Annotated in this window: 20 protein-coding genes; 4 read left to right on the top strand and 16 right to left on the bottom strand. The window is 70.2% G+C overall.

Going from position 1 to position 18,134, the window contains the following annotated elements; genetic code table 11:
- Window positions 1–8: 8 nt before the first annotated feature.
- The gene (locus tag ACGF4C_RS30170; RefSeq protein ID WP_393570360.1) at window positions 9–764 is read left to right on the top strand and encodes an ABC transporter permease; all 756 of its coding nucleotides are present in this window, start codon (window positions 9–11) and stop codon (window positions 762–764) included.
- A gap of 10 nt (window positions 765–774) precedes the next feature.
- Window positions 775–1,347, top strand: coding sequence for a cob(I)yrinic acid a,c-diamide adenosyltransferase (locus ACGF4C_RS30165; RefSeq protein ID WP_030414129.1), 573 nt, complete (start codon window positions 775–777; stop codon window positions 1,345–1,347).
- Between the two features lie 233 nt (window positions 1,348–1,580).
- Here the strand turns inward: ACGF4C_RS30165 and ACGF4C_RS30160 are convergent, their stop codons facing one another.
- Window positions 1,581–2,174 (bottom strand): hypothetical protein, encoded by a 594-nt coding sequence (locus ACGF4C_RS30160; RefSeq protein ID WP_393570358.1) that lies wholly within the window; start codon window positions 2,172–2,174, stop codon window positions 1,581–1,583.
- 172 nt (window positions 2,175–2,346) lie between these two features.
- On the opposite strand from ACGF4C_RS30160, the gene ACGF4C_RS30155 reads away from it, so the two are divergent.
- Together ACGF4C_RS30155 and ACGF4C_RS30150 are read left to right on the top strand one after the other, a co-directional pair.
- Entirely contained in the window at window positions 2,347–3,585 is a 1,239-nt protein-coding gene (locus ACGF4C_RS30155; protein WP_388961994.1) for a sensor histidine kinase, read from the top strand.
- Window positions 3,582–4,271, top strand: coding sequence for a response regulator (locus ACGF4C_RS30150; RefSeq protein ID WP_393570355.1), 690 nt, complete (start codon window positions 3,582–3,584; stop codon window positions 4,269–4,271). Before ACGF4C_RS30155 ends, ACGF4C_RS30150 begins: the two co-directional genes overlap by 4 nt.
- Before the next feature lie 180 nt (window positions 4,272–4,451).
- Here ACGF4C_RS30150 and ACGF4C_RS30145 read toward each other — a convergent pair whose 3' ends face one another.
- From ACGF4C_RS30145 to ACGF4C_RS30075, 15 genes are all read right to left on the bottom strand, one after another.
- On the bottom strand, window positions 4,452–4,835 hold the full coding sequence (locus ACGF4C_RS30145) for a VOC family protein (protein ID WP_393570353.1): 384 nt from the start codon (window positions 4,833–4,835) through the stop codon (window positions 4,452–4,454).
- 108 nt (window positions 4,836–4,943) lie between these two features.
- Window positions 4,944–5,387 (bottom strand): DUF2550 domain-containing protein, encoded by a 444-nt coding sequence (locus ACGF4C_RS30140; protein WP_030414133.1) that lies wholly within the window; start codon window positions 5,385–5,387, stop codon window positions 4,944–4,946.
- Window positions 5,388–5,553: 166 nt separating this feature from the next.
- A complete protein-coding gene (locus ACGF4C_RS30135) occupies window positions 5,554–5,937 on the bottom strand; it encodes a F0F1 ATP synthase subunit epsilon (protein ID WP_030414134.1) in 384 nt (127 codons plus the stop codon).
- A gap of 107 nt (window positions 5,938–6,044) precedes the next feature.
- On the bottom strand, window positions 6,045–7,487 hold the full coding sequence (atpD, locus tag ACGF4C_RS30130) for a F0F1 ATP synthase subunit beta (RefSeq protein ID WP_393570350.1): 1,443 nt from the start codon (window positions 7,485–7,487) through the stop codon (window positions 6,045–6,047).
- Window positions 7,488–7,492: 5 nt separating this feature from the next.
- A complete protein-coding gene (locus ACGF4C_RS30125; protein WP_393570348.1) occupies window positions 7,493–8,413 on the bottom strand; it encodes a F0F1 ATP synthase subunit gamma in 921 nt (306 codons plus the stop codon).
- 20 nt (window positions 8,414–8,433) lie between these two features.
- A complete protein-coding gene (atpA, locus tag ACGF4C_RS30120) occupies window positions 8,434–10,026 on the bottom strand; it encodes a F0F1 ATP synthase subunit alpha (protein WP_351534558.1) in 1,593 nt (530 codons plus the stop codon).
- A gap of 211 nt (window positions 10,027–10,237) precedes the next feature.
- A complete protein-coding gene (locus ACGF4C_RS30115; protein WP_030414138.1) occupies window positions 10,238–11,053 on the bottom strand; it encodes a F0F1 ATP synthase subunit delta in 816 nt (271 codons plus the stop codon).
- Entirely contained in the window at window positions 11,050–11,616 is a 567-nt protein-coding gene (locus tag ACGF4C_RS30110; protein ID WP_393570345.1) for a F0F1 ATP synthase subunit B, read from the bottom strand. Before ACGF4C_RS30110 ends, ACGF4C_RS30115 begins: the two co-directional genes overlap by 4 nt.
- A gap of 39 nt (window positions 11,617–11,655) precedes the next feature.
- Entirely contained in the window at window positions 11,656–11,907 is a 252-nt protein-coding gene (atpE, locus tag ACGF4C_RS30105; RefSeq protein WP_030414140.1) for an ATP synthase F0 subunit C, read from the bottom strand.
- Window positions 11,908–11,984: 77 nt separating this feature from the next.
- Complete coding sequence (gene atpB, locus ACGF4C_RS30100) at window positions 11,985–12,779, bottom strand: F0F1 ATP synthase subunit A (protein ID WP_393570382.1); 795 nt, start codon at window positions 12,777–12,779, stop codon at window positions 11,985–11,987.
- A 279-nt stretch (window positions 12,780–13,058) separates the two neighbouring features.
- Window positions 13,059–13,496 (bottom strand): hypothetical protein, encoded by a 438-nt coding sequence (locus tag ACGF4C_RS30095; protein ID WP_393570343.1) that lies wholly within the window; start codon window positions 13,494–13,496, stop codon window positions 13,059–13,061.
- A 288-nt stretch (window positions 13,497–13,784) separates the two neighbouring features.
- The gene (locus ACGF4C_RS30090) at window positions 13,785–15,128 is read right to left on the bottom strand and encodes an MraY family glycosyltransferase (protein WP_393570380.1); all 1,344 of its coding nucleotides are present in this window, start codon (window positions 15,126–15,128) and stop codon (window positions 13,785–13,787) included.
- 99 nt (window positions 15,129–15,227) lie between these two features.
- Window positions 15,228–16,631, bottom strand: coding sequence for a serine hydroxymethyltransferase (gene glyA / locus ACGF4C_RS30085; RefSeq protein WP_393570341.1), 1,404 nt, complete (start codon window positions 16,629–16,631; stop codon window positions 15,228–15,230).
- A 130-nt stretch (window positions 16,632–16,761) separates the two neighbouring features.
- Window positions 16,762–17,445 (bottom strand): protein-tyrosine-phosphatase, encoded by a 684-nt coding sequence (locus ACGF4C_RS30080; protein ID WP_374102731.1) that lies wholly within the window; start codon window positions 17,443–17,445, stop codon window positions 16,762–16,764.
- Window positions 17,442–18,089, bottom strand: coding sequence for an L-threonylcarbamoyladenylate synthase (locus tag ACGF4C_RS30075; RefSeq protein ID WP_030811023.1), 648 nt, complete (start codon window positions 18,087–18,089; stop codon window positions 17,442–17,444). Before ACGF4C_RS30075 ends, ACGF4C_RS30080 begins: the two co-directional genes overlap by 4 nt.
- Window positions 18,090–18,134 lie beyond the last annotated feature (45 nt).

The raw sequence follows: 18,134 nt of genomic DNA, 5'->3' as shown, positions 1-18,134 counted from the left end.
CGACTTCCATGTCCCCACTTCTGTCCGACACCGCGCTGATCTTCGGCCGCTACGCCCGGCAGACCCTGCGCTCGAAGCTCCAGATGCTCTTCGGCGTGCTGATGCCGCTGCTCTACCTGCTCTTCTTCGGGCCGCTGCTGACCCGGCTGCCGCTGTCCTCGTCCGGCAGTTCCTGGCAGGTGCTGGTACCCGGCCTGCTGCTCCAACTCGGCCTGTTCGGGGCCTCGTTCTGCGGATTCGGGATCATCGTCGAGAAGCAGTTCGGCGTCGTCGAGCGGATGCGGGTCACGCCGGTGAGCCGGGCCGCACTGCTGCTGGGGCGGGTGCTGCGGGACGCCGCGCTCTTCGTCTTCCAGGCCGTGCTGCTGGTGCTGGCGGCGGTGGCGATGGGGCTGCGGGCGCCGCTGCCCGGCGTCCTCATCGGCTTCGCGTTCGTCGCCGTCCTGACCGTGGCCCTGGCCTCGCTGTCGTACGCGCTGGCGATGAAGGTGAACACCCCGCAGGAATTCGGGCCGGTGATCAACTCCGTCACCATGCCCTCGATGCTGCTGTCCGGGCTGATGCTGCCGATGACGCTGGGGCCGACGTGGCTGGACGTCCTCTCGCACGTCATGCCGTTCCGCTACCTCGTGGACGCGGTACGGGCGGCGTTCGTCGGCGACTACGCGTCCTCGGCGGTCCTGTACGGCGCACTGGTGGCACTCGCCTTCACCGTGCTCTCCGCGACGCTCGGCACCCGCGCCTTCCGGAGGGCCGCGGCGTAGTCTCGCCCGTATGGTGAATCTGACGCGCATCTACACCCGCACCGGCGACAAGGGCACCACGGCCCTGGGCGATATGAGCCGTACCGCCAAGACCGATTCGCGGATCGCGGCCTACGCCGACGCCAATGAGGCGAATGCGGTGATCGGTACCGCCATCGCCCTGGGACAGCTCGACACCGAGGTCGTCAAGGTCCTCACCCGCGTGCAGAACGACCTGTTCGACGTGGGTGCGGACCTGTCGACCCCGGTGGCCGAGAACCCCGAGTTCCCCCCGCTGCGCGTCGAGCAGAGCTACATCGACAAGCTGGAGGCCGACTGCGACCGCTTCCTGGCCGAACTCGACAAGCTGCGCAGCTTCATCCTCCCGGGCGGCACCCCTGGCGCGGCCCTCCTCCACCAGGCCTGCACCGTCGTCCGCCGCGCCGAACGCGCCACATGGGCCGCCTTCGAGGAACACGGCGACACCATGAACCCCCTCACCGCCACCTACCTCAACCGCCTCTCCGACCTCCTCTTCATCCTGGCCCGCACGGCCAACAAGGAACTGGGCGACGTCCTGTGGGTCCCGGGCGGGGAACGCTGACGAACGGGCGGCGGGACCGGCTGGGGGCCCGGGGGTCACCCCCCGGGAAGACACAGCATCCTGGCCCGCACCGCCAACAAGGAACTCGGCGACATCCTGTGGGTCCCGGGCGGGGAACGCTGAGGAACGGGCGGCGGCAGGCCGGCGGGCGGCGGGCCGGCGGGCGGCGGCGGGCCGGCGGGCGCTGGGGCCGGACGCCCGGGCCGGGCGCCCGGGTCGGGCGGCGGGGCCCGTCAGCGCAGGGTCTTCTGCTGCGGGGTGGGGGTCGCTTCGGGGGTGGGGGTGGCGGTGGGGGTGTCCCTGGGGGCCTTCTTCGGCCAGACGAGGTAGGTCAGGGCGATCACGCCGTGGATCATCAGGATGCGCAGCGAGGTGCCCTGCCAGCCGCGCAGCGACGCCGTGTCGCCGTCCGTGCCGACGTACCAGATCGCCAGCTGCAGCAGCCCGATCGCGATGGCCACCCACACCACCGTGCGCAGCCACAGCATCCCCTCGTGCTTCGCGCGGTCCATGCCGTAACGCTTCGGGGGCCGGGGGCCGCCCGCGAAGCGGTGCGCGAAGTGCCCGTCGACCCACTTGATCGTGTAGTGCCCGTAGGCGACCGTGTAGCCGATGTAGAGCGCGGCCAGTCCGTGTTTCCAGTCGGCGGAGGCGCCGTTCTTCAGGTCGATCGCGGTGACGATCAGCAGCACCAGCTCCAGCAGCGGTTCCAGCAGGAGCACCGCCGCCCCGGTCCGCGGCATCCGCGCCAGGTAGCGCAGGGCCAGGCCCCCCGCCAGCAGCACCCAGAAGCCGACTTCACAGGCGATGATCAGCGTGACGACCACGGCCGCCTCCTCTCAGGATCTTCCACCGAATACCTCAACCCTCCCAGCGGCGGCCGCCCGAAACGTCGTCACCTGCGACGATCCCGCACTGCATCTTTCGATGTAGCCGGCGGAGCGCGGGGATGACCGCGACGTGGAGGCAGCGGGCGCCGTCGCCGTGTTTGATGGAGGGGTGACCGCCAGCTCCCCCGCCGCCCTCGGCCGGCCGCACCGACTCGATCTGCTCATCGCGGGCGGCGGGCTGCTCGGCGGACTGCTGCTGTGGACGATGAACCTGCACGGCGGGCCACCGCAACTGGGACTGCCGCCCTCGCTCACCCTCCTCTCGCTCACCGCGATGTCCGGCGCGGAACTGCTGCGCCGGACCGCCCCGATGGCGGCCCTGGGCATCGCGGTGCCCGCCCTGGCGCTGGACATCTGCGCCGGCACACTCGTCGCCACCGTCCTGATGTTCACCGACGTCGTCTACGCGGCGGTGCTCTACGGCCCGGCCGCCGCGGCCCGCCGGATCCCGCTGCACTCGGTGCTCGGCACGGTCGTCGCGGCCGTCGCGCTGACCGCGGCGTGGCCGGACCCGCAGGTCGTGATGGTCGTCATCGGCATCGCGGTGATCACCGTCGCACCGGCCTGGACCGGCCTGATCATCCGCAACCACCGCGACGCCGCCGAGTCCGCCCGACTGCGGGCCGAGCAGACCGCACTGCTGGCGGAGATGGACCGCACCCAGGCGGTGGCGGGCGAACGCGCGCGGATGGCCCGGGAACTCCACGACATGGTCGCCAACCACCTGTCCGCGATCGCGATCCACGCCACCGCCGCCCAGTCCATCGACGACCCGTCCGCGACCCGCGAGGCGCTCGGCGTCATCCGGGAGAACAGCGTGCAGGGCCTGTCCGAAATGCGCCGGCTGATCGGCCTGTTGCGCGACCCGAAGGCCACCGCCGAGTACGCCGAGGAGCCGGCCGCCACCCCCACCCTCGACGGGCTGGACGCGCTGATCGCCCAGGCCCGCACGAACGGCGCGAGCAGCGGCCTGACCTTCGTCCTGGACGACGCCCGCCACCCGGACGGCACCGGGCCCGGGCCCCGCACCGCCGCGCCGTTCGAGCTGGCGGTCTACCGCATCGTCCAGGAGTCCCTGACCAACGCGCTCAAGCACGCCGCGCCCGGCGAGGTCCGGGTGCGGATCGCCCGCGACCGCAGCGGGGCGCTCACCGTCACCGTCCGCAGCCCGTTCGCCGACCGGCCCGGCCCCCGGGCCCCGGGGTCAGGCACCGGCCTGGTCGGGATGCGCGAACGGACCGCCCTGCTGGGCGGGGCATTCGAGGCCGGCCCGGAAAGCGGGCCGGCCGGCACAGTCTGGCTGGTGCGGGCAGCGCTGCCCGCGGCCGAGGAGGAAGAGCAACGATGACAGGCGCCGACGCGCAGCCGATCCGGGTACTCGTCGCCGAGGACCAGTCCGCCGTACGGGCCGGGCTGGTCCTCATCCTGCGCTCCGCCCCCGACATCGATGTCGTCGGGGAGGCGGAGGACGGTGAGGAGGCGGTCCGGCTGGCCCGGGAACTGCGGCCCGACCTCGTCCTGATGGACATTCAGATGCCGCGGCTGGACGGCGTCTCCGCCACCCGCAAGGTGGTCGCCGAGAAGCTGGCGGACGTCCTGGTGCTGACCACGTTCGACCTGGACGAGTACGTCTTCGGGGCGCTGCGGGCGGGCGCCGCCGGCTTCCTGCTCAAGGACAGCGACGCGGCTGCGCTGCTGACCGCGGTGCGCACGGTGGCGTCCGGCGAGGGCCTGATCGCCCCCGCGGTCACCCGGCGCCTGATCGCGGAATTCGCCAGCCCCCGTACGGCGGCACGGGCGGCGCGGGACGCGGACGCCCCCGATCCGGCGGTCCTGGACGCACTGACGCCGCGCGAACGCGAGGTACTGGGCTGTCTGGGCCGCGGCCTCTCCAACGCCGATATCGCCTTACGGCTGGCCATGGCCGAGGCCACCGTCAAAACCCACGTCAGCCGCCTGCTGGCCAAACTCGATCTCCGCAGCCGGGTCCAAGCGGCAGTACTGGCCCAGGAGTTGGGAGTCGACGGGCCGTAGAGAACGCTTCCCGGCCGTGGAGAACGCCTTCACCGGCCGTGGGGAATGCCCTCCCCCGCCTCGCGGCGCTCGCGGTGGCCGCCCGCCGACGTGCGACAGGACCGACCATCGCGAGCGCCACACCGCCGGATGCGGCATCGATCGCCTCAAGGGGCACCGGGCCGGGACGGCGGCGGAGCGTCAGGAATTCATCGCGGCACGGTCGGACTCACTGCGCAGAACGCAGAATTCGTTGCCTTCGGGGTCGGCAAGGACGGCCCAGCCTGAACCATCGGGATTCCGGTGATCGGCGACAAAGGTGGCACCGAGGCCCAGCAGCCGCTCCACCTCCTGATCGCGCGAGGTATCGGGGCGCACACACAGATGGATCCGGTTCTTGACCGTCTTGGCCTCGGGCACCTGGTTGAAGTACAATACCGGGCCCTCCGCCAGCAGCACCTGAGTCTCCCGGTCACCCGGCCGGTCCTCCGGATGCAGCGGACGGCCGGTCACCCCGCTCCAGAACCGGGCCAGCCCGTAGGCATCCGCACAGTCGATCGCCACGTTCTGCAATACCGAGACCATGCACGCGAGCCTTCCTGACCCGCACGCCGAACGCCAGGCCCCTCAGGTCACGTTCACCCTCCCCCAGACTTCGTCCGGGAGATGCCCCCATCCAACGAGGCCCCTTAATTACGCCACATTGACTCGTTGCCCCGGCGGGGCTGCCTCCAGCCAGGCCAGGAAACCCGTGAGCGCGTCCTCGCTCATGGCCAGTTCCAGGCGGGTGCCGCGGTGCCGGCAGGCCAGCACGATGGAGTCGGAGAGCAGGGCGAGCTCCTCCTCACCCTGCGGGGTGCGGCGCTCCAGCACCTCGATGGCGGAGCGCTCCAGCAGGCGGCGGGGCCGGGGCGCGTACGAGAAGACCCGGAACCACTCGATCCGGTCGCCGTTGTAGCGCGCCACGCCGTAGATCCAGCCCTTGCCGCTGGGCTCGTTCTCCGGCACGTTCCAGCGCAGACTGCAGTCGAAGGTGCCACCGGACCGCTGGATGAGCCGCCGCCTCAGTCCGAAGACGAACAGCCCCAGCAGCACCAGCACCACGACCGCGCCGCTCACAAGCAGAGCGAGGACCATCTCGACCGACCTCCTCGCCTCGTTGGGTGCCCCCGGACGGAACCCGGGGGTGGGAGTACCTCCCGCTTGCGGGGGAGGAAACGCACCTGCATTGCCTCAGCCGCGGGCCGCTCCGGAGAATTCCGGGCAGCCCGCGGCTGAGGATCGATCTCGTCGGTGACGGGGCTCAGTGAACGCCCGTCACCGCACGCAGCCGGACATCGGCGCGACGCTCGGCGGCCGCGTCGGCCTCCGACTTCGCTCGCTCCAGGGCCCGCTCCGCGCGCTGGACATCGATCTCGTCCGACAGCTCCGCCACCTCTGCGAGCAGGGACAGCTTGTTGTCGGCGAACGAGATGAAGCCGCCGTGCACGGCGGCGACGACGGTGCCGTCCCCGCTCTCGCCGGTCGTACGAATCGTCACCGGGCCCGACTGCAGCACGCCGAGCAGCGGCTGGTGTCCGGGCATGACGCCGATGTCGCCCGACGAGGTGCGCGCGACGACCAGGCTGGCCTTGCCGGACCAGACCTGACGGTCGGCGGCGACCAACTCGACGTGCAGCTCAGCCACGATGGCTCCTCGGGTCTCCACCTGCCTGGTGTGGCAGATGTTGGGTCAAATACTAGTGGTCGTACGGACCGGGGGCGGCCAGGGCCGCCCCCGGAACCGGTACGGGGTCAGGAGACGCCCAGCTCCTTGGCGTTCTTCTTCAGGTCCTCGAGACCGCCACACATGAAGAAGGCCTGCTCGGGGAAGTGGTCGTAGTCGCCGTCCGCGATCTGGTTGAACGCGGCGATCGACTCGTCCAGCGGCACGTCCGAACCGTCCACGCCGGTGAACTGCTTCGCCACGTGGGTGTTCTGCGACAGGAACCGCTCGATGCGACGGGCGCGGTGGACGGTGAGCTTGTCCTCCTCGCCGAGCTCGTCGATACCCAGAATCGCGATGATGTCCTGGAGGTCCTTGTACTTCTGCAGGATCGTCTTGACGCGCGAGGCGCAGTCGTAGTGCTCCTGCGTGATGTAGCGCGGGTCCAGGATCCGGGACGTCGAGTCCAGCGGGTCGACCGCCGGGTAGATGCCCTTCTCCGAGATCGGACGGGAGAGGACCGTCGTCGCGTCGAGGTGCGCGAAGGTCGTCGCCGGCGCCGGGTCGGTCAGGTCGTCCGCGGGGACGTAGATCGCCTGCATCGAGGTGATCGAGTGACCCCGGGTCGAGGTGATGCGCTCCTGGAGGAGACCCATCTCGTCGGCCAGGTTCGGCTGGTAACCCACCGCGGAGGGCATCCGGCCGAGCAGGGTCGACACCTCGGAACCGGCCTGGGTGAAGCGGAAGATGTTGTCGATGAAGAACAGCACGTCCTGCTTCTGCACATCGCGGAAGTACTCCGCCATGGTCAGACCGGCCAGCGCGACGCGGAGACGGGTGCCCGGCGGCTCGTCCATCTGACCGAAGACCAGCGCGGTCTTGTCGATGACGCCGGAGTCCTGCATCTCCTCGATGAGGTCGTTGCCCTCACGGGTGCGCTCGCCGACACCGGCGAACACCGACACACCGTCGTGGTTGTTGGCCACGCGGTAGATCATTTCCTGGATCAGAACGGTCTTGCCGACACCGGCACCACCGAACAGACCGATCTTGCCGCCCTTGACGTACGGGGTCAGCAGGTCGATGACCTTGACGCCGGTCTCGAACATCTCGGTCTTCGACTCGAGCTGGTCGAAGGACGGCGCCTTGCGGTGGATCGCCCAGCGCTCGGTGACCTCGGCCTCGGCCTCCGGCTTGTTCAGGATCTCACCGAGGGTGTTGAACACCTTGCCCTTGGTGATGTCGCCGACCGGGACGGTGATGCCGTTGCCCGTGTCGGTCACCGGGGCCTGGCGGATCAGGCCGTCGGTGGGCTGCATCGAGATCGCACGGACCAGGCCCTCGCCCAGGTGCTGGGCGACCTCGAGGGTCAGGATCTTCTTGGCACCGGCCTCGGCCGGGTCCGCGACCTCGACGGTCAGCGCGTTGTAGATGTCCGGCATCGCGTCGACGGGGAACTCCACGTCGACGACCGGGCCGATGACACGGGCGACGCGGCCCGTCGCCGCGGCCGTCTCAACAGTGGTGGTCATAGTTGTCAGTCACTCCCCGCGGTCGCGTCGGCCAGTGCGGCACTGCCACCGACGATCTCGCTGATTTCCTGGGTGATTTCGGCCTGGCGGGCCGCGTTGGCAAGCCGCGAGAGCGACTTGATGAGCTCTTCTGCGTTGTCGGTCGCCGACTTCATCGCACGCCGGGTGGCGGCGTGCTTGGAGGCGGCGGCCTGCAGCAGCGCGTTGTAGATCCGCGACTCGACATACCGCGGCAGCAGGGCGTCGAGGACGTCCTCGGCCGACGGCTCGAACTCGAACAGCGGAAGGATCTCGCCCTTGGACGACTCCGCCGACTCGGCGGCCGCCTTGTCCAGGGACAGCGGCAGCAGCCGGTCGTCGAGCGCCGTCTGCGTCATCATCGAGACGAACTCCGTGAAGACGATGTGGAGTTCGTCCACGCCGCCCTCTGCGGTGTCCTTCTGCACGGCCTCGATCAGCGGTGCGGCGATCGCCTTGGCGTCCGCGTACGTCGGGCTGTCGGTGAAACCGGTCCACGACTCCACGACCTTGCGCTCGCGGAAGCTGTAGTACGACACACCCTTGCGCCCGACGATGTAGACGTCGACCTCTTTGCCCTCGGCCTTGAGCCGCTCGGTGAGCTGCTCCGCGGCCTTGACGACGTTGGAGGAGTATCCGCCGGCCAGACCGCGGTCGCTCGTGATGAGCAGCAGTGCGGCCCGGACCGGGCGCTCCGCCTCGGTCGTCAGCGCGTGCTGGGTGTTCGAGCCGGTGGCAACCGCTGTCACCGCGCGGGTCAGTTCACTCGCGTACGGCGTCGACGCCGCCACCTGGCGCTGCGCCTTGACGACGCGCGAGGCGGCGATCATCTCCATCGCCTTGGTGATCTTCTTGGTCGCGGTGACGGAGCGGATGCGACGCTTGTAGACCCGGAGCGTGGCTCCCATGGATCAGGTCCCTTCCGTCGTCACTTGCTCGTGCCGGCCGTGGTGTCCTCGCCGAGCAGCTTGCCGTCCGAGGTCTCGAACTGCCGCTTGAAGCCGTCGACGGCCTCGGAGATCGCCCCGATGGTGTCGTCGGACATCTTGGCGCCCTCGCGGATGCTGGTCAGGAGGTCCTTCTTCTCCCGGTGGAGGTGGTCGAGGAGCTCGCGCTCGAAGCGGCGGATGTCCTCGACCGGGACGTCGTCCATCTTGCCGTTGGTGCCGGCCCAGATGGAGACGACCTGGTCCTCGACCGGGTACGGGTTGTACTGGCTCTGCTTGAGCAGCTCGGTCATGCGCTTACCGCGCTCCAGCTGCGCCTTGGAGGCCGCGTCCAGGTCGGAACCGAAGGCGGCGAACGCCTCCAGCTCGCGGTACTGGGCGAGGTCCACGCGGAGCCGGCCGGACACCTGGCGCATGGCCTTGTGCTGGGCGGAACCACCGACGCGGGAGACGGAGATACCGACGTTCAGCGCCGGACGCTGGTTGGCGTTGAACAGGTCCGACTCCAGGAAGCACTGGCCGTCGGTGATGGAGATGACGTTGGTCGGGATGAACGCCGACACGTCGTTCGCCTTGGTCTCGACGATCGGGAGACCGGTCATCGAGCCGGCGCCCATGTCGTCGGAGAGCTTGGCGCAGCGCTCCAGCAGACGCGAGTGCAGGTAGAAGACGTCGCCCGGGTAGGCCTCGCGGCCCGGCGGACGGCGCAGGAGCAGGGACACGGCGCGGTAGGCGTCGGCCTGCTTCGAAAGGTCGTCGAAGATGATCAGGACGTGCTTGCCCTGGTACATCCAGTGCTGGCCGATGGCCGAGCCGGTGTAGGGCGCGAGGTACTTGAAGCCCGCCGGGTCGGACGCCGGGGCGGCGACGATGGTGGTGTACTCCAGGGCGCCGGCCTCCTCCAGCGCGCCGCGCACGGACGCGATGGTGGAGCCCTTCTGGCCGATGGCGACGTAGATGCAGCGGACCTGCTTCTTGGGGTCGCCCGAGCGCCAGTTGTCGCGCTGGTTGATGATCGTGTCGACGGCCAGGGCGGTCTTGCCGGTCTGGCGGTCACCGATGATCAGCTGACGCTGGCCGCGGCCGATCGGCACCATCGAGTCGACGGCCTTGTAGCCGGTCTCCATCGGCTCGTGCACCGACTTACGGACCATGACGCCCGGGGCCTGCAGCTCCAGGGCGCGGCGGCCGTCGGTCTCGATCTCGCCGAGGCCGTCGATCGGGTTGCCCAGCGGGTCGACGACGCGGCCGAGGTAGCCCTCGCCCACGGCGACCGAGAGCACCTCGCCGGTGCGCTGCACCGACTGGCCCTGCTCGATGCCGCTGAACTCACCGAGGATGACCGCACCGATCTCGCGCTCTTCCAGGTTCAGCGCAAGACCGAGCGTGCCGTCCTCGAACTTCAGCAGCTCGTTCGCCATCGCCGAGGGCAGCCCCTCGACGTGTGCGATGCCGTCACCGGCATCGCTAACCGTGCCGACCTCCTCGCGCGAGGCCGCGTCCGGCTTGTACGCCTGGACGAAGTTCTCCAGCGCGTCCCGGATCTCCTCCGGCCGGATCGTGAGCTCCGCCATCTGGGTTCCCTGCTCTCCTTGTTGGGCCCGAAGTTACTTGCGGGGTCTGGGGTGGTCCCCCAGGGGCTTTCCGCTTACGGCCCAACTCGGGCCGCCGTCATGCTTGTGCTGGTCCCCGGGGCTTCTTCCGGACCGCAGCCGGACCTCTCGGTCCGGCCGGCTGGTCCGGCGCCTGGCCGCCGGTTGTGCAGCTCTTGAGTTGGTGGCTGGGTCAGCCGGCCATCCGCCGGGTCGCCTCGTCGAGGCGCTCCGCGATGGTCCCGTTGATGACCTCGTCGCCGATCCGTACCTGGACGCCGCCGAGGACCTCGGGGTCCACGTCGAGGTTCAGGTGGATCTGCCGTCCGTACAGCGCGGTCAGGGAGGCGCTCAGCCGCTCCCGCTGTCCGTCGCTGAGGGGCACCGCGGAGGTGACCACCGCGACCATCCGGTCCCGGCGGTGCGCCGCCAGCTTGGAGAGGGCGTCGAGCCCCGCTTCCAGGCTACGGCCCCGCGGCTGTACGACAAGACGGATCACGACACGCTCGGTGACCGGGTTGGCCCGGCCGCCCAGCAGCGAACGCAGCAGCTCCGTCTTGGCCGACGCGGCCGCGTTGCGGTCGGTCAGCGCACGGCGCAGCTCGGGGTTGGCGCCGACGATCCGGCCGAACCGGAACAGCTCGTCCTCGACGTCGTCGAGGGCACCGGCCCGCTGGGCGGCGACGAGGTCGGCGCTGAAGGCCAGCTCCTCGAGCGCGTCCGCCAGGTCACGCGAGCGCGACCAGCGCGCGCGGACCATGCCGGTGACCAGGTCGGTGGCCGGGCCGCCGATCCGGCCGCCGAGCAGCCGTCCGGCCAGTTCGGCCCGGGCCTCGCCGGCCTGCGCCGGGTCGGTCAGGACCCGACGCAGCGACACCTCGCGGTCGAGCAGAGCGGTGACGGCAGCCAGCTCCTCGGCGAGCTTCGCGGCGTCGACGGCAGTGTTGTCCGTCAGCGCGTCGAGCTGCTCGCGTGCGGAGGCTAGTGCCTCGCGGCTCGCTCCGTTCATCGGCCGGCCTCAGCCTTCGTCGCGTCCGACGCCGCCTTGGCCTCGAGCTCGTCGAGGAAGCGGTCGATGGTCCGGCTCTGCCGGGCGTGGTCCTCGAGGGACTCGCCGACGAGCTTGCCGGCCAGGTCGGTGGCGAGCTTGCCCACGTCCTGACGCAGCGACTGCGCGGCCTGCTGGCGGTCCGCCTCGATCTGGGCGTGACCGGCAGCGATGATCTCCTCACGCTGCCGCTGGCCCTCGGCGCGCATCTCCGCGATGAGGGTCGCGCCCTGCTCCTGCGCCTCCTGGCGCAGACGCGCGGCCTCGTGGCGGGCGTCGGCCAGCTGTGCCCGGTAGTCCGCGAGCACCTGCTGGGCCTCGGCCTGAAGCGCTTCGGCTTCCTCCATCCGGCCTTCGATCTGCTTCCGGCGCTCGTCCAGAACGTTGTTGATGTTCGGGAGGAGCTTCTTGGCGAGGATGCCGAAGACGATGAAGAAAGCGATCAGGCCGATGACCAGCTCTGGAATCGGCGGGATCAGGGGGTTCTCGGGAACCTCCGCCGCCATGGTGACCAGGGCGTTCACATCAGTGCCTTCCGTCTGAATGGATGTCGAAGGTTTCGTTTACTTGAAAACGAAGCCCATGACGATGCCGATGAGGGCGAGCGCCTCACAGAAGGCGAAACCCATGATCTGGTTGGTGCGGATCAGGCCGGCGGCCTCGGGCTGGCGGGCCAGGGCCTGGGTGCCGTTACCGAAGATGATGCCGACGCCGACGCCGGGGCCGATGGCCGCAAGGCCGTAGCCGATCGCGCTGGCGCTGCCGGTGAAGGCGGTCGCGGAGGCGAGGTTGACGGTCTCGAGAGCAGCGGACATGCCGTTACTTCCTTCTCATTTCACGGACCGGTGGGGGTTGGCCACCGGACAGCTGTTGGGGCTGGGAGGCGGGGTGCTCAGTGGTGCTCGGAGAGCGCGCCCTGGACGTAGTTGCAGGCCAGGAGCACGAAGATGTACGCCTGAACGGCCTGGATGAAGAGCTCGAAGGCCGTCATCGCGAGGGTCATGATGAACGAGGCGCCGGCGTAGACGATGCCGATGCCGTTCAGCAGGTACCAGCTGGCGACGGTGAACATCACGATCAGCAGGTGGCCCGCGAACATGTTCGCGAAGAGCCGGACCGCGTGCGTGAAGGGCCGGATGATCATGTTCGAGAGGAACTCGATCACGACGATCAGCGGCAGCACCCAGCCGAGCGACTTGTCATAGCTGGTGACGTTCTTCAGGCCGCCGACGAAGCCGTGCTTCTTGAAGGTCAGGTAGACCCACAGGATGTAGACGACTGCCGCAAGGCCGGCCGGGAAGGCGATGATCGAGGTGACCGGGAAAGAGGCGACCGGGACGATCGACCACAGATTCATGATCCACACGAAGAAGAACAGCGCGACCATGAAGGGGACGTACTTGTCGCCCTCCTTCTTCCCGAGCGCGTCATAGACGAGTCCGCGGCGCACGAAGTCGTAGCCCGCCTCGCCGATCATCTGCAGCTTTCCGGGGACCACCTTCGCCTTGCCGAATGCGGCCCAGAAGAAGCCGACAACGACGACCGTGCTGAGCAGAGCCAGCAGCATCGGCTTGTTGAACTCGTAGCCGCCGATCGTGAAGAGCGGCTTGAAGACGAAGTTATGAAGCCCGGGAGCATCAAAGCCGCACCCGGAAAAGATGTGGCAGTCGGTCTCGAAGGCGAGCATCGTTTCAGCACTCACCGCGAGCTCCTTCAGCGTGGCGCATGGGTACGGCAACCTCGTTGTGTCGGCGCGGCGTTGAGCCACGGAGCGGCACTGGACTGGTCTTACGGATTAGGGGGCGGCTGGCCGGCTCTGGGCCGGGCCGGATCGCAGGCATCGGCCGCGAGAACTTCCCGTTCCGTCCCGTAGGACTCGGGAGCTCAGCCGCCTGCGCCAACTGTGCCGCAGTTGGCACCGGACGATAGCAGGCCCGCATGAGGGCATTTATCTCGGCCCTACGAGTCACGTCGGCGACCCCGCCGTCTCCGCCTTCTTGCGCTCGGCGGAGTCGGGATCCACGTACAGAATCTTTGCCTTCATATGACCGCGGGTCTGCGCTGCGATCCATACGAGGGTGGCGCCGAGCAAGGTGAACGCAAATGCCTTGGTGTCGAACAGCGTTGTGTCCTTGAACGCGAGCAGGAAGAGCAGCACGAACAGGATCTGCGTCGTGTAAAGCAGCAGCCCCATCATCTGGAACAGCTGCGGCAGGTTCTTCGCGGTTTTCTGCAGGACCACCAGGCCCGCGCCCATGACGAGCAGCACCAGCACGGTGCCGACGACGGCGCCGATCGCTCCCGTCGCACCGGCGACCACCGCGCTCACGGCAACGGCGATGACGCCGAGGGCGAGCGTGGGCACAGCGGCGTGAAGGAGTAGTCGGGCGTCATTCGACTGCATGGCGGCGCTCCGGCATGGGGTGGGGGTGTGTCGTCAGGGACGAGCGTAGACCCGGCCTGAGGCGGAACCTGAGGCCCAAGGACCGTCGCACTACGGCCCTTCGGCTCTGTCGCCGGGTTTCGTGAACGGTATCACAAACTATTTGATGAGGTCTTTACCTGGTTCGTGTGGACCCTGTCACACCTGAGCGTGAACCTGCGCGTTGGTGCACTGACAGCCGGTTTTTTGTCTGGTATGGAGTCAACCGTCCCGTTTTTCGCTGCCCGTTCGAGCGATCTCGACCCGGGATCAGCGGTGACTACCCGCCTTCCGCCGGTCCACGAAGCGTGACCGGTCGCCGATCGCGGTGGCCCCGTTGATCCCCGCCGGGACCGGCTCCGGCTCCTCCGCCGGCACCCCGTCGGCCGCTCCCCCGCCCACACCGTCGCCCGCCGGCGCCAGCACCGTACGGACCACCCTGCGGTAGCGCGGCGGCACCATCCGCTCCGCCCAGCGCGGCGCCCGCGGCGTGAAGCGCGGCAGCAGGAGCAGCACCAGGCCCACCGCACTGAGCAGCACGATGCCCAGCACGATCCACATGCTGGCGTTGTTGGCCGAGTAGGCCACCGCGCCGAACGCGATCAGCGCGGACCAGAAGTACATGATCAGCACCGCGCGGCTGTGCGAGTGGCCGATCTCCAGCAGCCGGTGGTGCAGGTGCCCGCGGTCCGCGGCGAACGGCGACTGGCCCTTCCAGGTGCGCCGCACGATGGCCAGGATGAGGTCGGCGACCGGCACCGCGATGACGGTCAGCGGCAGCAGCAGCGGGATGTAGACCGGCACCATCGCGTGGGTGGCCTCGCGCAGACCGCCCGCCTTCTGGTTGAGCAGGTCCGGGTCGACCTGGCCGGTCACCGACACCGCGCCGGCCGCCATCACCAGGCCGATCAGCATCGACCCGGAGTCGCCCATGAAGATCCGCGCCGGATGCATGTTGTGCGGCAGGAAGCCCAGGCACATGCCCATCAGGACGACCGAGAACAGCGTTGCGGGCGCGGCGGCCTCGATGCCGTAGCCGAACCACATCCGGTACGCGTACATGAAGAACGCCGCTGCGGCGATGCACACCATGCCGGAGGCCAGCCCGTCCAGGCCGTCGACGAAGTTCACCGCGTTGATGGTGATCACCACCAGGGCGACGGTCAGCAACGTGCCCTGCATCGGCGTGAGCGAGACCGTGCCGACGCCCGGGATCGGGATCCACAGGATCGTCAGGCCCTGCAGCACCATCACGCCCGCGGCGATCATCTGGCCGCCCAGCTTGACCAGCGCGTCCACGCCCCACTTGTCGTCGAGCACGCCGAGGATCCAGATCAGCGCGGCGCCCGACAGCAGCGCCCGCGGCTCGTCGGAGTTCTCGAAGACGCTCTTGAGGTTGGTCAGGTGCGAGGCCACCAGCAGACCGGCGCACAGCCCGCCGAACATGGCGATGCCGCCGAGCCGCGGTGTCGGCTCGCGGTGCACATCACGCGCGCGGATCTCCGGCATCGCGCCGGCCGCGATCGCGAATTTCCGCACCGGCCCGGTCAGCAGATAGGTGATCGCGGCCGTGACGCACAGCGTCAGCAGGTATTCACGCACGGGCTGCCCCAGAGGTATAGCTGGCCATCACAGCCCCACACCCTATGCGGGTCCGCCCCCTGGCCGTGAATACAGGAGAAGACGCCTGGTGTCAGCGCGCGGTTCCGGCCGTCACCCTTGTGCGGGATAGGGCGGAAAACGGTGGACCAGTGCGACGGTCTCCCGGCGGGCCGTGCCGTCCTCCCGCAGCGCCGCCGCGATCAGCCCCGCGACCTGCGTCATCTCCGCTTCGGCCATCCCCTGGGTGGTGACCGCGGCGGTGCCCAGCCGCAGCCCCGTACGGCGGGCCGCGGAGCCCTGTGCGCTCGGCAGCGCGCAGGTGTCCAGCACGATCCCGGCGGCCGCCAGCCGGCCCCGGGCGGTCCGGGCGTCCAGGCCCAGCGGCATGGGGTCGGCAGTGATCAGATGGGTGTCGGTGCCGCCGGTGGTGATCGTCAGCCCCTGGTCCGCGAGCGCCGCGGCGAGCGCCCGGGCATTGGCGACGACCTGACGGGCATACGCGGCGAAGGCCGGGCCGGCGGCCTCCGCGAAGGCGACGGCCTTGGCGGCGACCGCGTTCATCTGTGCGCCCCCCTGGGTGAAGGGGAACACCGCACGGTCGATCCGCTCGGCCAGTTTGGCGCCGCACAGCAGCATCCCGCCGCGCGGCCCGCGCAGCACCTTGTGGGTCGTGCCGCACACCACGTGCGCGTACGGCACGGGGCTCGGCGCCACTCCCCCGGCGATCAGCCCCATCGGGTGCGCGACGTCCGCGATCAGGTACGCGCCGGTCTCGTCGGCGATGTCGCGGAAGGCGGCGTAGTCGAGGTGCCGGGGGTAGGAGATCGAGCCGCAGACGATCGCCTTGGGGCGGTGGGCCCGGGCCAGCTCGCGGATCGTGTCGTGGTCCAGCAGCCCGGTCTCCTCGTCGACGCCGTAGCCGACGAAGTCGAACCAGCGGCCGGAGAAGTTGGCGGGCGATCCGTGGGTGAGGTGTCCGCCGTGCGGCAGGGACATGGCCAGGACGGTGTCTCCGGGGCGCAGCAGGGCGGCGTAGGCGGCCAGAACGGCCGAAGACCCGGAGTGGGCCTGGACGTTGGCGTGTTCGGCGCCGAAAAGGGCCTTGGCGCGCTCCACGGCGATCCGCTCGGCGAGGTCGACGATCTCGCAGCCGCCGTGGTGCCGCGCGCCGGGGTACCCCTCGGCGTACTTGTTGCCCAGCGGCGAGCCGAGGGCCGCCAGGACGGCCGGTGAGGTGAAGTTCTCCGCGGCGATGAGCTGCAGCCCGTCGCTCTGCCGGGCGCTCTCGCCGAGCAGGACGCCGGCGATCTCCGGGTCCTGTCGCAGCAGCGCGGCGAAGTCCGGGGCACCGGCGGGGTGGGTGACCCCTTCGCGGGCGGCGGCCCGGGCCCGGTCCTGGAGCGTCTCGTCGGCGGTGCCGGCAGCGGTCTCGGCAGCGGTCTCGCCGCCGGTCCCGGCGGCCGGCGCACGGCCGGCCGGGGTCTCGCTACGGGGTGACGCGGTGGTGGCGGGCATGGCGTGCTCCGGGCCTCGTCGGGACGTAGTCCCAATGTAGGCGCGGCGGCCCGATCGGGCGCGGTGTGCGGGCCGCCCGGGGGCGCGGCCGGCCCCGCGGCCCGCCACGGCCCGCCGCGGCGGCACCGGGTCAGGCCCGGGCGGGGACCCCGGTGAGGGCGGTGACGACCGGGTCGAGGGCCTGGTTGATCTCGTCGCCGATGGAGCGGAAGAACGTGATGGGGGCCCCGTAGGGGTCGTAGACCTCGTCGGACTCCGGGTTGGGCGCGAGCAGCCAGCCGCGCAGCGCGGCGGCCGCACCGACCAGCGCCCGGGCCCGCTCGACCAGTCCGCCGTCCGGCAGGTCCGGGTCCGGTTCGGGCAGCGTGGCGGGGTCTATGGCCCGCACCAGCCGGTTGAACTCCTTGAGGGTGAAGGTGCGCAGCCCCGCGGAGTGGCCCATCGAGATGACCTGCGCGCGGTGGTCGCGGGTCGCGGTCAGGACCAGGTCGGCGCGGATGACGTGCTCGTCGAGGAGTTCGCGGCCGATGAAGCCGGCCGGGTCCGCGCCGTAGTCGGTCAGCACCGTGGCGGCGTGCGCCTCCATCGGGGCGCCCTCGTGGCCCCAGGTGCCGGCGCTCTCCACGATCAGCCCGCCGCAGTGGGCGCCGCCGAGCCGCCGCTCCAGGGCATGGCGGTGCAGCCGCTCGGTGATGGGCGAGCGGCAGACGTTGCCGGTGCTGACGTGGAGGATCCGGAAAAGGGGCGGAGGAGGTACCGGGGGGTCGGTGTCGTCGCCTGGTCCCGCTATGCCACGCCCCAGGGGCGCCATCAATTGGCCACCTTGAGCTCGGGTACCACCTTGCGCAGCTCGTCGGCGCCGAGCGCGCCCTCGCGCAGCAGCACCGGGATCTTGCCGGTGACGTCGACGATCGAGGACGGCACGGCGGCGGGCGTCGGGCCGCCGTCGAGGTAGACGGACACCGCGTCGCCCAGCATCTCCTGTGCGGCGTCGCAGTCCTGCGGGGAGGGGTGGCCGGTGAGGTTGGCGCTGGAGACGGCCATCGGGCCGACGTCGGTCAGCAGCTCGATCGCGACCGGGTGCAGCGGCATGCGGACCGCGACCGTGCCGCGGGTCTCGCCGAGGTCCCAGGTCAGCGACGGCTGGTGCCGCGCGACGAGGGTGAGCGCGCCGGGCCAGAAGGCGTCGACGAGCTCCCAGGCCAGCTCGGAGAAGTCGGTGACCAGGCCGTGCAGGGTGTTGGGCGAGCCGACGAGGACCGGGGAGGGCATGCCGCGGCCGCGGCCCTTGGCCTCCAGCAGGTCGCCGACGGCCTCCGCGCTGAAGGCGTCCGCGCCGATGCCGTAGACGGTGTCGGTCGGCAGCACGACCAGCTCACCGCGGCGGACGGCCGAGGCGGCCTCGCGCAGACCGGTCGCGCGGTCGGTCGCGTCGCTGCAGTCGTATCGCCGTGCCATTAGCGGTCCTCCTGGTGCCGAACGGTTGGGGGGTTCATCAAGGCG

The organism is Streptomyces sp. NPDC048197, from assembly GCF_043202395.1.
GTDB classification, from domain to species: domain Bacteria; phylum Actinomycetota; class Actinomycetes; order Streptomycetales; family Streptomycetaceae; genus Streptomyces; species Streptomyces siderophoricus.
This window is presented reverse-complemented; position numbering and strand designations above follow the sequence as displayed.